Annotated in this window: 13 protein-coding genes; 5 read left to right on the top strand and 8 right to left on the bottom strand. The window is 36.1% G+C overall.

Annotated elements, in window-relative coordinates; all coding sequences use genetic code 11:
• Nucleotides 1-100 precede the first annotated feature (100 nt).
• Nucleotides 101-526 (bottom strand): MaoC family dehydratase, encoded by a 426-nt coding sequence (locus AC4D4A_RS16530; protein WP_490996888.1) that lies wholly within the window; start codon nucleotides 524-526, stop codon nucleotides 101-103.
• A 240-nt stretch (nucleotides 527-766) separates the two neighbouring features.
• Nucleotides 767-1,204 (bottom strand): GNAT family N-acetyltransferase, encoded by a 438-nt coding sequence (locus AC4D4A_RS16535; protein WP_490996889.1) that lies wholly within the window; start codon nucleotides 1,202-1,204, stop codon nucleotides 767-769.
• Between the two features lie 483 nt (nucleotides 1,205-1,687).
• Here AC4D4A_RS16535 and AC4D4A_RS16540 point away from each other — a divergent pair, with 483 nt between their 5' ends.
• Both AC4D4A_RS16540 and AC4D4A_RS16545 read left to right on the top strand, forming a co-directional pair.
• Entirely contained in the window at nucleotides 1,688-3,043 is a 1,356-nt protein-coding gene (locus AC4D4A_RS16540) for an arsenic transporter (protein WP_490996890.1), read from the top strand.
• A gap of 968 nt (nucleotides 3,044-4,011) precedes the next feature.
• Complete coding sequence (locus AC4D4A_RS16545) at nucleotides 4,012-4,683, top strand: DUF2642 domain-containing protein (RefSeq protein ID WP_490996891.1); 672 nt, start codon at nucleotides 4,012-4,014, stop codon at nucleotides 4,681-4,683.
• A gap of 105 nt (nucleotides 4,684-4,788) precedes the next feature.
• Here AC4D4A_RS16545 and AC4D4A_RS16550 read toward each other — a convergent pair whose 3' ends face one another.
• From AC4D4A_RS16550 to cls, 3 genes are all read right to left on the bottom strand, one after another.
• A complete protein-coding gene (locus tag AC4D4A_RS16550) occupies nucleotides 4,789-5,631 on the bottom strand; it encodes a CheR family methyltransferase (protein ID WP_257469175.1) in 843 nt (280 codons plus the stop codon).
• Between the two features lie 21 nt (nucleotides 5,632-5,652).
• Nucleotides 5,653-8,415 (bottom strand): ATP-binding protein, encoded by a 2,763-nt coding sequence (locus AC4D4A_RS16555; RefSeq protein WP_490996892.1) that lies wholly within the window; start codon nucleotides 8,413-8,415, stop codon nucleotides 5,653-5,655.
• A 159-nt stretch (nucleotides 8,416-8,574) separates the two neighbouring features.
• Nucleotides 8,575-10,029, bottom strand: a complete 1,455-nt coding sequence (gene cls, locus AC4D4A_RS16560; RefSeq protein ID WP_066107992.1) for a cardiolipin synthase — start codon at nucleotides 10,027-10,029, stop codon at nucleotides 8,575-8,577.
• A 279-nt stretch (nucleotides 10,030-10,308) separates the two neighbouring features.
• On the opposite strand from cls, the gene AC4D4A_RS16565 reads away from it, so the two are divergent.
• Both AC4D4A_RS16565 and AC4D4A_RS16570 read left to right on the top strand, forming a co-directional pair.
• The gene (locus tag AC4D4A_RS16565) at nucleotides 10,309-10,542 is read left to right on the top strand and encodes a hypothetical protein (protein ID WP_490996893.1); all 234 of its coding nucleotides are present in this window, start codon (nucleotides 10,309-10,311) and stop codon (nucleotides 10,540-10,542) included.
• Between the two features lie 63 nt (nucleotides 10,543-10,605).
• A complete protein-coding gene (locus tag AC4D4A_RS16570; protein WP_175354307.1) occupies nucleotides 10,606-10,773 on the top strand; it encodes a hypothetical protein in 168 nt (55 codons plus the stop codon).
• 34 nt (nucleotides 10,774-10,807) lie between these two features.
• Here the strand turns inward: AC4D4A_RS16570 and AC4D4A_RS16575 are convergent, their stop codons facing one another.
• The 3 genes from AC4D4A_RS16575 to AC4D4A_RS16585 all read right to left on the bottom strand — a co-directional run bounded on the left by AC4D4A_RS16575 (nucleotide 10,808) and on the right by AC4D4A_RS16585 (nucleotide 13,073).
• Nucleotides 10,808-11,530 (bottom strand): amino acid ABC transporter ATP-binding protein, encoded by a 723-nt coding sequence (locus AC4D4A_RS16575; RefSeq protein WP_490996894.1) that lies wholly within the window; start codon nucleotides 11,528-11,530, stop codon nucleotides 10,808-10,810.
• Nucleotides 11,527-12,183 (bottom strand): amino acid ABC transporter permease, encoded by a 657-nt coding sequence (locus AC4D4A_RS16580; RefSeq protein WP_066108002.1) that lies wholly within the window; start codon nucleotides 12,181-12,183, stop codon nucleotides 11,527-11,529. Before AC4D4A_RS16580 ends, AC4D4A_RS16575 begins: the two co-directional genes overlap by 4 nt.
• 71 nt (nucleotides 12,184-12,254) lie before the next feature.
• A complete protein-coding gene (locus AC4D4A_RS16585; RefSeq protein WP_490996895.1) occupies nucleotides 12,255-13,073 on the bottom strand; it encodes a basic amino acid ABC transporter substrate-binding protein in 819 nt (272 codons plus the stop codon).
• Between the two features lie 247 nt (nucleotides 13,074-13,320).
• On the opposite strand from AC4D4A_RS16585, the gene AC4D4A_RS16590 reads away from it, so the two are divergent.
• Nucleotides 13,321-14,208, top strand: a complete 888-nt coding sequence (locus tag AC4D4A_RS16590) for an STAS domain-containing protein (RefSeq protein WP_490996896.1) — start codon at nucleotides 13,321-13,323, stop codon at nucleotides 14,206-14,208.
• The last annotated feature ends 138 nt before the right edge of the window (nucleotides 14,209-14,346 follow it).

The following is a 14,346-nucleotide window of genomic DNA, read 5'->3' on the forward strand; positions in this document are numbered from 1 at the left end:
TTAAAGTACATATATTCACAAAGTATTAAAAACAACCCTTAATCTATCATAAGTACGAGAATATAGTTATTAAAAAATAGTTATTTTCTTTCAATATCATTTATCGTTTTATTAATACGGACAATTCACCCTCAAAAACTTTTTCTTTTTTATCATTGAAAGTAGTTAACAATACTGTAAGAATTCCCGTTTCATTTTTCTTCGCTTCCATGTCAATAACCTCAACAATGGTATGTAATTCATCATTGGGATAAACGGGCTTTATAAATTTTATATTATTCATCTGGGTTCCAGCAATGACATCATCACCATATATGCCTTGTTCAACCCACAATTTAAATGAAATGGCTAACGTATGTATACCAGAAGCAATGATTCCATTAAACCTTCCCTGATTTGCTTTTTCCTCATCCAAATGCATATATTGAGGGTCAAACTCTGCAGCAAATTTCATAATATCCTCTGTAGATAATTTAAATGATTTAGTTTCGAACACCTGTCCAATTGCAAACTCACCTAACTTCATTAATACACCTCTATTAATTAATTGTTCTACTTGTTTTATATTAGCATCATATTTTCAATAAGATAAAATAATAGCCAAACCGTTATTCACTAACCAGCCCCTCAATAAGAAATTCAACACAAAAAGGCATTAATCCCTCTTGGATCAATACCTCTGTTTGTTGAAGTGTAATCTTTTTCAATCTCTTCTACACCTTAATATAACTTCAATCCCTAGCCTATAATGACGAGTGTGTTGTCTTTATAAAATCATATCGACGTGAGGGATATTATCATCTAAATATGTATCGGATACAGCTTGAAAACCAAAGGAAGTATAGAATTTTCTTAAATAATCTTGGGCTTGAATTTTAACCTTTGTTTCTTTTAGTTCATTTTGGATAAAATCTAGTCCTTTCTTTAAAAGTTCCCCTGCAATTCCTTGTCCTCTGTATTCTTTCTTTACAAAGACTCTTCCAATAGAAGCTTCTTGATAAGAAACACCTGCAGGAACAATTCTTAAATATGCAACAATTTCTCCATTGTCTTCCTTAAAAAGATGATATGAAAAAGGATCTTTACCATCAACTTCAAGATAAGGACAATTTTGTTCCACCACAAAAACTAAAGTTCTTTCTTTTAAAAGATTATATAGTTCAATATTTGTTAACTCATTAAATTTTTTAAGTTTCCAACTCATAAAATTTCACCTCTTATTTTTTAAAATGCATTTAAAAACATAGCATATATTAAATTTAATGTAACTTTGCCGTAGTTGCAAAATCATCTCAATTCATTTTAGATTCTTACTCCGTTAAATCCCGATTATTGAACACAAGTTAAATATCACTCTTCCGACAACCTTCCCCTTTTCTACAATAAGGAATTCAACAAAAAAAGCATTAATCCTCTTATCATTATGGTAAATCATTAAATCTTCTGGTGTTCAGGACTAATCCATACAAAAAGGAATTACACCGTTTTCAAATGCCAAAACAGCCTTTTTTCAAAATCATAAGGTACACAGGCACGTATCTTATAGGTACAAATATCATATATGGACAAAGGTATATTCCATTAAGAATGGACAAATTACTCTATCCAATATAATTCATTTGAATATGGATATAGAAGATTACCATCGAAGGGAAACTATGAGTAACCAGTATAAAGGAGGGCAGTTATGACTTTTGAAATCGGATTGACTATACTGGTATTCGCAATGACTATGTTTATGATTTTATGGAGACCAAAAGGAGTAAATGAATCAATACCAGCAACAATTGGAGCAATCCTCATTATTTTATTTGGTTATGTCTCATTTGATGACATTTTGGACATCCTTCAAAAAATAAGCGGTGCTTCTATCACCATTATATCTACACTTGTAATGGCGGTCATTTTAGAAAGTTTTGGTTTCTTTCATTGGGCAGCAGCCAGGTTGGGCAAAATCGCCAAAGGCTCCGGATACCGTTTATATTGGTATATTCAACTATTATGTTTTTTAATGACATTGTTATTCAATAATGATGGCAGTATATTAATCACAACTCCTATATTGATTTTATTATTGAAAAACTTACGTCTGAAACCGCATCAGTTCATTCCTTATCTAATAAGCGGTGCATTCATTGCTACTGCAGCCAGCACTCCTATCGGAGTCAGCAACATAGTAAACTTAATCTCATTACAGATTGTCGATATGTCTCTTTATACACAAACGGCAATGATGTTTGTTCCTGCCTCTCTTGGATTAGTCTTTATGTCCATTTTAATGTTCTTTTGTATAAAGCAAACATTACCAATAAAATTACCTCCCATGTCATATGATATAGAAATTATATTTTTCACAAAAAACTTCCATCCACTGAAAACAGGTATATCTGTAGATACAAAGAAAAAACGAACACAATTCATGTTAAAAGTATTATTATTTGTTTTTATTGTGCGCTGCCTGCTCTTTGTCGCCTCTTATTTTTCAATCCCCATTGAATTGATTGCCGTATTGGGATCCTTACTTTTATTAATATGGAGATGGTACTATTTACAAAAAAATCCAATGGATATTTTAAAAAAGACACCTTGGCATATTTTCTTATTTGCCTTTTCTATGTATATCCTAATCTATGGATTGCACAATGCTGGGTTAACAGAACTACTCGTTCAGCTATGTCAGCCCATTGTTAATCAAGGTTTATTAAATGCAACGTTCATAATGGGTGGCTTAGTGACGATAATGTCCAATTTCTTTAATAATCATCCTGCTTTAATGATTGGAACCATCACATTAACGGAAATGCAATTAGATCCGATTACATTAAAAACAGTCTATCTTGCCAATATAATTGGGAGTGACATCGGCTCACTTCTACTGCCAATCGGAACTCTCGCTTCCCTTATTTGGATGCATATTTTAAGACAAAACAAAATTGAAATCAGTTGGAAAAAATATTTAAGCTTCTCCGTATTAGTTATTCCAATTACTACAGTTGTAACGTTACTTCTTCTCTATTATTGGATCCAACTGGTTTTTATTTGATTAAACTAGCTTGCTCAGGAGGCCAACAGGAGGTTGGTCACAAAGATGTTGCCACACGATGTGGCGTTCTTAGTCTTTGTTCATTAGTTTCGGCTTTTTTACTCAATCTAGCTTCAACGGCTAGAAGCTCAGGACATAAGCATGGCCTCTACAGGAGGTAGAGCGCCTCCTTCCGTGCCCCTGTCTTATGCTCCTCGCTTCTGGGCAAGCCGTTTCAGCTTTTTATCTAATCTAGCTTCAGGGCCTAACCGCTCGAGACATAAGTGTAGCTGCTGCGGGAGAATAGAACACTCTCCCTACGGCACCCTCTTATGCTTGTCGCGGGCAAACAGGAGGTTGGTCACAAAGACGTTGCCACACGATGTGGCGTTCTTAGTCTTTGTTCATTAGTTTCGGCTTTTTACTCAATCTAGCTTCAACGGCTAGAAGCTCAGGACATAAGCATGGCCGCTACAGGAGGTAGAGCGCCTCCTTCCGTGCCCCTGTCTTATGCTCCTCGCTTCTGGGCAAGCCGTTTCAGCTTTTTATCCAATCTAGCTTCGACTCCTAGTCCCTCGAGTCATAAGCAAATACTCTGCGGGAGGGAAGGGCGTCTCCCTCCGAGTATTCGTCTTATGCTTGTTGGAGGCCAACAGGAGGGTGGTCACAAAGACGTTGCCACACGACGTGGCGTTCTTAGTCTTTGTTCATTAGTTTCAGCTTTTTACTCAATCTAGCTTCAGGGCCTAACCGCTCGAGACATAAGTGTAGCTGCTGCGGGAAAATAGAACACTCTCCCTACGCACCTCCTCTTATGCTTGTCGCGGCTGACCAAGGCCCTTCAGCTTTTTATTTAATCTAGCTTCGACTCCTAGTCCCTCGAGTCATAAGCAAATACTCTGCGGGAGGGAAGGACGTCTCCCTCCGAGTATTCGTCTTATGCTTGTCGGGCCTGAACAGTCGTCTCAGCTTTTTATATTAAGGGGGGAATGATTTTGGCTTCCATTCAGGATTTAATTGGGGAACAGGTCACTGTTCATTTGTCGGGTAATACGTTATTTAATGGAATATTAACTGATATAGGGCCTGATATTATTGTCTTGTTCAACGGGGAACAATATTTCTATATCCCGCTTTTGCATATTCATAGCTTCAATAAAAACAAAGAACCTAAAGAGCATGTTACCCAACCAACAAACTCATCTATTGTGGATGATATGGAGTCTATTTCTTATCGTAAAACGTTGACCTATGCAAAAGGCACTTTTGTTGAAATTTATGTTACTGGGAATTTAACATTTCATGGATATATTACGAATGTATTGAATGATTACTTTGTCTTTTATTCTCCTGTTTTCAAACAAATGTTCATATCTCTATCTCATTTAAAATGGCTGTCACCATATCATCAAAATATCACACCATTCAACCTCAGCTCGGAGAAATTACCTGTTAATCCTTCTAATCTACCTTTACTCCGTTCTCTCGGGGATCAATTAAAAAGGGAAGTAGGCAAACTAATCGTTTTTGACGGTGGCGGCAATCCTTTAAAAATAGGATTATTATCAAATATCAATCAAGGCATACTGGAATTATTAGTGGCTAATGGTGATGCGGTATACCTAAATCTAGACCATATAAAATCAATCCATTTTTCTTAATCTCTCTCTTAACTATAAATAAAAAGGAGACCTTAAACCCTAACTGACACTAAAAAACCTGTGTCAGAACAGTTTGAAGATCTCCTTTTCCTTTTATAAATCCTATTATGAATATAATTTTTTCCTATAAAGCCGCTGATTAATATCTAGTTCCATATACGTATCAGCCAACTCCATGATCTTTAGGGATTCTTTGTTACCAAGCCCCAAAAAGCCGCCAGGACTTAGACTTTCATCAAATAGTTGGAATACTTTTGCTTGCAATTCCAATGTGAAGTATATGATAACATTTCTACAAATAATCACATGAAATTCATTAAATGATCCATCCGTCACTAAATTATGCTGGGCAAAAACTATATTTCTTGATAAGGATGGGCGAAAATACGCATATTGCATATCGGTCTTATAATATTTAGAAAAAGCATCCAATCCACCAGCCTGCAAATAATTCTTCGTGTAAGATTGCATTCTTTTTAAGGGAAATGCCCCTTGGCGAGCTTTTTCAATAACTTTTTCATTCATATCCGTCGCATAAATCTTTGTTTTATCAGCCAATCCCTCTTCTTCCAACAGGATTGCCATCGAATATACTTCCTCACCGGTCGAACATCCCGCATGCCATATCCGTATTTCTGGGAGGTCCTTCAATCTAGGAACAATCTTCTTCCGAAAAGCATAAAAGAAATCTGGATCTCTAAACATGTCTGTAACATTAATCGAAAAGTCACTCAGAAGATTATTTACATACCCTTCTTCATGAATCACTCGTACTAGAAGCTCGGAAACAGTTGTCAGGTGATCCTTATTAAGTCGATTTTTTATGCGGCGAGCAATTGATGAACGCATATAACCACGGAAATCGTACCCTGTCATCCGGTAGATTGCCTCTAGCAATAAATCAATTTCTAAATTCTCGCGTTCTTCTATAGATGATGGATACCCCAACACTAAGCAGCTCCCTTCTTCCTATTTCGTTAACCAAACAGACATCACTGAATATAGCTGTTCTAAATTGATTGGTTTGCTGATATAGTCTGTTGCACCAGCTTCCAAACATTTTTCTCGATCTCCCTTCATTGCTTTAGCTGTTAATGCAATGATAGGAATCGATGTAAATTCAGGATTTGCACGTATATGTCTCATCGTATCATAACCATCGAGTTCAGGCATCATAATGTCCATAAGAATCATATCTAAATCATCTTGCTCCTTAATGATTTCAAGACATTCGATTCCATTTTGGGCAACAATGATTTGAACACCTTTACTTTCCAGGGCTTTTTGTAGAGCAAATATATTACGATGGTCATCATCCGTGATTAATACCTTTTTCCCATTAAAGACATCCAAAATTAATAATTCTTCTTCCTCAGGATCTATTACTTCTTTTTGAACAGCAATTTGCTCCATAACATCATTGGCAATTGGCAAATGAATAATGTCATCGTTCACTTTACTGTTCTTATTAGTCATTCCATCCGGCAGATTCGGCAAATACACAGTAAATGTACTTCCCTTGCCCTCTTCACTTTCTAGAGTTACATATCCGCCAAGTAACTTTGTAAATTCTCGGCAAATCGATAATCCTAATCCAGTTCCGCCATACTTACGGGCTGTTGCTCCATCTGCTTGCTGGAAGGCCTCAAAAATAATTTGTTGTTTATCATCTGCAATACCAGGACCTGTATCGGTTACAACAATTTTCATCCAGAAGTCGGTTTCCGTAATACCATCAAGAAGTTCTTTCTCTCGAGTATTTCTCACTTTTTCCATCTTCATAGTAACCGAACCTTTTTCCGTAAACTTCACAGCGTTGGATAATAAATTCTTTAGTATTTGTTGCATTCTTTGTTCATCCGTATAAAAAATGGAAGGCAGGTCATCTTCTTTTCCAATAACCAGTTCCAGACCTTTTTGTTCTGCCTGAGGAGAAAAGACTCGTTCTAAGCTCTCAATAACTTCACAAACATTGGTTTCATTAAAGAAGACTTCCAGCTTACCAGCCTCAATTTTAGATAAATCCAAAATATCATTAATGAGTGCCATTAAATCATTACCTGATGTATGGATCACTTTTGCAAATTCTCTTTCATCCTCTGTATATTCACCAGGCTCTTTATCGGCCAGCATTTCAGATAATATTAAAATACTATTCAGAGGCGTTCTCAATTCATGAGACATATTCGCAAGAAACTCAGATTTGTATTTTGAACTTTGAAGGAGCTGTTCATTTTTAACCTCAAGCTCCTCTTTAGAAATCTCAAGTTCCTTCGATTTCTGCTCTGCTTCCTGATTGCGTTCTTCTAATTGTTCATTAATCATACGTAATTCTTCTGATTGCATCTGAAGTTCTTCAGATTGTGTTTGTAATTCTTCTGCCTGAACCTGTAATTCTTCTGTCATCGCCTGTGATTCATTTAGTAATTGTTCCACTTCCATCCGGCTCAGTACACTCTTAATAGCCATACCAAGATTATCAAGCATATGATTAATCGTTTTTAATTCTAAATCAGTAAAGCCTTTAATACTTGCAAATTCCAAAACAGCAATAACTTTATTCTCGTATAATACTGGAGCAATGACAATAGATTTCGGTTTAATTTCTCCAAGCCCTGTTGTAATAAGTTTATAATCTCCCGGAACATCATCAAGTAATACAACTTCTTTATTAGCAACCGCCTGGCCGATTACGCCTTCTCCAAAACTAAATCCATCACGTCCTCCGTCACCATAAGAGGCAGCCTTATAAAAATGGTCATCCTCAGTTTCACTTTTTAAATAAAAAGCACCCAGTTCTGCTCCCATGATTGGAGTAATTTTATTAATGAATTCATCTGCAAGCTGTCCAACTTTAAAGATACCCTGATACATCTCCGCAACTTCGGCAACTTGTGTTTGCACCCAGCTTTGATTCTCAATTTCCCGAGTATATTCTTTTTCGTTTCTACTAAATGTCTCCAATGAAGCTGACATCCTATTAAAAGCAGATGCAATTCGGCCAATTTCATCCTCTACTTTTACTTCAATCCTCGGCATAGTCGTGGTATCACTTAGGTCGACATTAGTGATCACCTTTGTAATTCTATTTAATTCCCGTGAAGAGGTCATGATTACCCAATAAGCCAAAAATAACGTTAGAACAATTGTAACAATTAGAGAACTGATAATAATAGTCTGCATTTGTTCATATTTACCGTCGGCACGCACCAGTGCGTCATCCATAAGGTTTTCTTGAAAATCAACGAAATTTGCAATGACAGCAAGTACATTATCACTTGCTTTATCTTTTTCTGCCCTTACGACATCATAGTTTGATACCCCTTTTTGCATATCAGTGATTAATTGTGTTTCTAGCTTTGTATAGTTCTCATATGATGCACGGAACTCCGCCAACAAGGCCTCGCCTTTTTCCGTATTAGCAATGCTTTCTAATTTTCTAAAACGGTCTTCGATATATATATGATTTTGATCTATTGTTTCAGAGGCTGCGCTCAATTCTTCTTTACTTGGAGTACGCGAATCCTGTCCCAATAAATTAAGAGTACGCTCCGATTCCGCAAAATTTCTTTGAATATCATTAATATAACTAACCTTTTGGTAGCGATCATCCACTATTTCAAGTAAATCTTCTCTAGAGCTGCTCAATCTACCGTCAATTATGACCATCAATATAATTATAATCACTAGTATTGAGCCAAAACCCACTAAATTTTTTTGCTTAAATGTCATGTGTGTACCCCTCCCCCTGTTCCAAACTCTCTACTATCTATTAATAAGGAGTATGATTAGAATGTTTTAAAAAACATACCAATATTATACTGCATTACCATAACAAAAAGACACTAACTCGCCCTAGTGTCTTTAAAAACAGTACATATTTACTTCTATTCATAAAACTGGAGACAATAATCTGGATAAAGACTCTTTAAACCGAATTAAAAGGGAACGATTATTATAAATTTCTGATGTAAGTTCATGGCTCTGTTTTAAATCATCTGCAAATGTATCCCTTAGGCGAACAGCTGTGTCTGCATGATATATAATGGCATTCACTTCAAAATTCAATCGAAAACTGCGTACATCTATATTGGCTGTTCCAACAGTTGCCAATCGATCATCTATCACCATAGTTTTCGCATGCAAGAACCCATTCTCATATAAAAACACCTTTGCACCAGCCTTTAATAATTCTCCAACGTATGAATAAGTGGCCCAATAAACAAATAAATGATCTGGTTTATTTGGTATCATTACTCTGACGTCCACCCCTGACATGGATGCAATCCTGATGGCGTCCAACAAACTGTCATCCGGTATAAAATAAGGCGTCTGCAGATATATATACTCTTTTGCATCCAAAATCATACGTATATAGCTTTTTTTAATTTGTTCCCTCTCAGAATCAGGCCCAGAGGTAACAATTTGAAGCCCAACCCCTTTTTCGTTGTGTTGCTTGCTATATTTAAAGTAATCTTCCGTCCATTCCATTTTATCTCCTGAAGCCTGAGCCCAATCGAGCATAAAACGAGACTGTAAATCATTCACAGCGTCTCCGATGATCCGTAAATGGGTATCTCTCCAATAACCAAACTTCGGATCAAGTCCTAAATACTCTTCACCTACATTGAATCCACCAAGATATCCTACTTTCCTGTCAATGATGACAAGCTTCCGATGGTTTCGGAAGTTGATTCTGAGATTAATAAGCGGTAATTTCCCAGGAAAAAACGCTTCTGCATTTCCGCCAGCTTCTCTTAATTTCTTTATTCGCTTTTTAGAGATTCTCCTGGAACCGGCGTCGTCATAAATCAGCCGTATCTCTACACCTTCTTTAGCCTTTTCAATCAACGCATCCAGAAGCCTGTTTCCATATGTATCGTTTTGGATAATGTAATATAAAACATGAATATGTTTTTTAGCACTAGCAATATCCTGAAATAAGGCATTGAATTTTTCCTTGCCATCTGTGAAAATTTCAACTTCATTATCATTGGTATATACAGCATGGTCTGTTTTCATATTCATTAAAATTAAATCCTTATACCTCTGTGTAATAGAAGTATTAAATGGTTCTTCCATATTTTTCATGTGCTCTTTTTGTTCAGCGATACGCTGCTCTAAGTAATCATAGCCCCGTTTATCCCATGTGAATATTTTCCTTTTACTTAAATTCTGCCCTAGAACAATATACAAAATAAAGCCTCCAATTGGAAAAAAGCTCAAAACCATTAACCACGCCCATGAAGCGCTGACATTACGCCTTTCTAAAAAGGTTATAGTAATAGCAAATATCAAATTGATTGCTATTAAAAATTGCCATACATAGCTATCAGTTATTCCCATTCATCTACAACTCCAACCGAAACATTATCTAACCTAATATAAATATTATAACGATAAAGTATTAAAAAACCTACTGAACTATATCAATTATCAAAAGGCAACCTAATTTTGAAGGTTGCCTTTCGCTTCTGTATTTATCCAATAATATGCCAATAATCTGAGGTTATTATTCAGTTAATGGCATTAAATAACAACCTTGACTACTCCATAAAATTGTATGAATAAAAGAAGTTTAGGGAACTTATAGAATGAATACACAAAAAGAAGGGAATGTTCCTATTGCCCAGAAACAGTGATCAAATCCACGTTAACCCAGAACCAAATCCAGATGGCAGACAGGAATCCATCATAAATGATTCTAAAGCTACTAAAATGGGAGTTGTCACCGGCAGCTTGCAGCCCGGATTTAACCAAAGTCAAAACCCTTATCATGTAAGTAATAAAGATGAAATACCAGAATCGATGCAAGAATTCGAAAAATTAACCAAGGGTAGAAAGTTGGATGAGTTCTAATCTTGATGTTATGGCTTATTGGGGATATTATAAAGGAAATCCATTTAAGGAGTTCATTATAATATGTCTAAAAAAGTAAGTCTTCAAGAAGCGATTAAACAAAAACTTGCTTCTAAGCAACAATCAAATCAAGCCGGCAGCCATGTAAACGGACCTGTCAAAAAAACAAAAGAATTGCAAAGCCAACTGACAAAGAAACCAAACAACCAACGCAAACGTACAGGTGTATAACGACTCAGGGACTGCTATTGCAGTCCCTTTTTCATTATAAAACTTTACTCAAAAACAGCTTTGTTCGATTGTGCTGCGGATTTTCAAATAAACTGGTCGGTTCATTTTCTTCAACGATATATCCATCATCCATAAAAACAACCCGATCTCCCACCTCACGCGCAAATCCCATTTCGTGTGTAACAACCACCATTGTCATTCCTTCGCGCGCAAGCTCTTTCATAACCTCAAGGACCTCTCCAACCATTTCCGGATCAAGTGCTGAAGTTGGTTCATCGAATAACATGATTTCCGGCTCCATTGCCAATGCACGTGCAATGGCGACCCTTTGTTTCTGACCACCTGACAATGAATCTGGATAAGCATTTTCCTTATCTAATAGACCTACCTTTCGAAGGAGCTCCAAACAATGTTTTTTTGCTTCTTCATCAGGAACCTTTTTCACCTTGGTAGGTGCCAGCATTAGATTTTCCAGTACCGTTTTATGAGGAAACAAATTGAAATGTTGAAATACCATTCCTGTTTTGGTTCGTACCTTATTAATATCAATTTTTTTATCGGCAAGATCTACTCCGTTTATAATGACATGTCCGTCCGTTATTTGCTCCAGTAAATTTAAACAACGAAGAAAGGTGGATTTCCCTGAACCAGAGGGACCTATCACTACTACAACTTCCTGAGGTTCAATCCTAATAGATATATCTTTTAATACCTCATTGGATCCAAAGTTTTTTTTCAAATTCCTAACATCTATCATTTTGTCTCCATCCTTCTTTCCAATCGATTTAATAACAAGCTAAGAGAAAGCGTAAGGATGAGATAAATCACAGCGGATGTTAAATAAGGCTCCCACACCCGATAATATTCAGTCGCCATAGCTCTACCCCAATACGTTAATTCTGGAGCTGCGATAACAGCGGCTATAGATGACTCCTTAATCAATACAATAAACTCATTACCCAGAGGCGGAATAATGCGCTTAAATGCTTGTGGTAAAATAACGTACCTCATAGCCTGTCCATGAGACATCCCAAGCGACCTGGCTCCCTCCATTTGTCCCGAATCAATCGACTGAATGCCTCCTCGAAATATCTCAGCTATGTATGCAGCTGAATTTAATGAGAGGGCAAGAATAGTTGCGAGTATGGCATTTGTCTCTCCTGTCAATGCTGGTACAACACCAAAGTGAACTAATAGGAGTTGGACAAATATTGGAGTCCCACGAAAAAAAGCAATATAGCAATTTAGGGGAATAGATAACCATTTCCTTTTGGTCAATCTACCAAGACCGATTAATAACCCAAGAATCGAACCTATTAAAATACCAGCTATTGAGAGTCCAATTGTATAAAGTGTTCCTTTCATTAACAATGGAGCATAAATTTCAATAATATCCCACCTGAAGTCCACATCTGTTCCCCCTTAGACAAAGATTGCGCAGCACAGCATCACCTGTGATACGCAATTCTCTCACACCTTTATTATTTCGATTGCTGAGCTTTTAACGTTTCAAGATCTGGATCAATCCCAAACCATTTTTTATAGATTTCAGTATATGTTCCATTTTCTATAATTGCTTTTAAAGCTTTATCCACGGTAGCCCTATCTTTACTGTCCTTCGGAAACATTAAGCCATAGTATTCATTGTCAAATGCATTTGGGTCTTTAACTACTACAAACTTATCCTTAGGATTATTTTTTGCGTATTCCTCGACAACTCCATTATCAGCTACAACAGCTTTTGCACCACCTTTTTTCATATCCATAATCGCCAGTACAGTTGTTTCAAACTTCTTGATGTCTTTATTATTTTTGCCTACTACCTTTTCAACCGCAAATTGACCTGTCGTACCAGCCTGAACAGCAATTTTCTTCCCTTTTAAATCCTGTGCAGATTTAATATCGCTGCCTTCCGGGACAAGAATTTTATTGGTTGATAAAAAATATGGAACAGAGAAATCATATGTTTTTTTCCGTTCATCATTTATTGAGATCGCTGACATCCCAAACGCTGCCCTTTTGTTTTTAATCTCGACAAATAATGGATCCCATCCTACATGTTCAATATTCACTTTAAAACCGGCTTCCTTCGCCATAGCATTCACAATATCAACGTCAAAACCAACCAATTTACCTTCCTTCTGGAATTCAAATGGTGAATATGCCGCATCAGTCACGACTCTCAACGTCTTATCTGTACCGCCTTCACCGCCGGCACTCTCTTCCTCCTTCGAACCGCAAGCTGCAATGACAGTAATAATAGCTATCATAATAAACATAAATAATGATTTCTTTTTCAAAATGACGCCCCCTCTTGTTTTCTATTTTAAATATTCAGAAAAGTCTATGAATAACATTATAAGGTTGCTTACAAGAATACGCAATTTAATTTTGATTTTTTTGTATTTTATTACACTAAAAGTCAAAACTACAAATTCCTTTAAAATAACCCATGTTTTTCTTCCAAAAATAGTAATTAATTAATTGTGTTTTTCTCATAATACACGCAAAATATTGAATATAGAATGGTAAAGAAAAGAGGTCATTATGGAAACTAAATCAAAAGCCTTATATGATTATTTGATTACTCATTCAGATGAAATAATTGAAGATTGGTATTCACTAATGCCGAAGAGTACTGAAGCAGATTATTCTCTTAACGGATCTATCCATACAATTAATGCATTAAAGAAGCAGTTTAAAGAATATTTGTTTTTAATAGCAAACAACTTGTTTCAATCAGAAGAAGAGAGAGATTATATAATAAAAGAACGCACATTATCTATTGCAGAGGTACGCCTTGAATCCGGTACACCTCTAAGTAATTCTATTAATGCTGCCGGGCTTTTAAGAAGAGTTATATGGAAGTACACCCAAAAATTTATCGATATTACCAGCTTGGATATTGCCTTTAAAGATATTTTTTTCTGGGAGGAAAAGTTTAATTCTACAATAGATCAACTTACACATAGCTATACAGAAAACTATACAAACATATTGATAAAGCGAATCCACTCACAATCCAACCTAATCAATGAGTTAAGTTCTCCTGTGATTAAATTGACTGAAAATATCGGATTACTGCCGATAGTGGGTGATATTGATTCCACCAGAGCCAGAGCTATAAACGAAAGTACCCTTCAGCAAAGTGCAGACAATCAAATTTCCACATTAATTATTGATTTATCTGGTGTATTTATCGTTGATACTTTAGTCGCCCACCGCCTTTTTCAAATGATAGAGGCACTGAAATTAATTGGCGTAGAGGTAATCATGACAGGCATCCGTGCCGAGGTGGCACAAACGAGTATCCAGCTTGGAATCGATTTTTCAAGTATCCAAACAGAAAGCAGCGTAGCTCAGGCATTTAATAAATTAGGAATTATAATTAAAAGCAGTAAATCGTCATTTTCGAACACGAAATTAATATATTAGAATACTAAACAGCGATTATCACTTTATTTATTAATGATAATCGCTATTTGTATTCTCAGGATATATGGCGCCATCTATTTACTCTACATTGGAGTATAAGTAAACCAATTATGGGTATAGATGTGAAGACGTTGATTA

It is taken from the genome of Pradoshia sp. Z5_111 (assembly GCF_058267535.1).

Excerpts from the sequence above, each read along its gene's own strand:
- AC4D4A_RS16535 (WP_490996889.1), bottom strand. The coding sequence starts at position 1,204 with ATGAGTTGGAAACTTAAAAAATTTAATGAGTTAACAAATATTGAACTA.
- AC4D4A_RS16555 (WP_490996892.1), bottom strand. The coding sequence starts at position 8,415 with ATGACATTTAAGCAAAAAAATTTAGTGGGTTTTGGCTCAATACTAGTG.
- AC4D4A_RS16530 (WP_490996888.1), bottom strand. The coding sequence starts at position 526 with ATGAAGTTAGGTGAGTTTGCAATTGGACAGGTGTTCGAAACTAAATCA.
- AC4D4A_RS16590 (WP_490996896.1), top strand. The coding sequence starts at position 13,321 with ATGGAAACTAAATCAAAAGCCTTATATGATTATTTGATTACTCATTCA.
- AC4D4A_RS16545 (WP_490996891.1), top strand. The coding sequence starts at position 4,012 with ATGATTTTGGCTTCCATTCAGGATTTAATTGGGGAACAGGTCACTGTT.
- AC4D4A_RS16540 (WP_490996890.1), top strand. The coding sequence starts at position 1,688 with ATGACTTTTGAAATCGGATTGACTATACTGGTATTCGCAATGACTATG.
- AC4D4A_RS16570 (WP_175354307.1), top strand. The coding sequence starts at position 10,606 with ATGTCTAAAAAAGTAAGTCTTCAAGAAGCGATTAAACAAAAACTTGCT.
- cls (WP_066107992.1), bottom strand. The coding sequence starts at position 10,029 with ATGGGAATAACTGATAGCTATGTATGGCAATTTTTAATAGCAATCAAT.
- AC4D4A_RS16575 (WP_490996894.1), bottom strand. The coding sequence starts at position 11,530 with ATGATAGATGTTAGGAATTTGAAAAAAAACTTTGGATCCAATGAGGTA.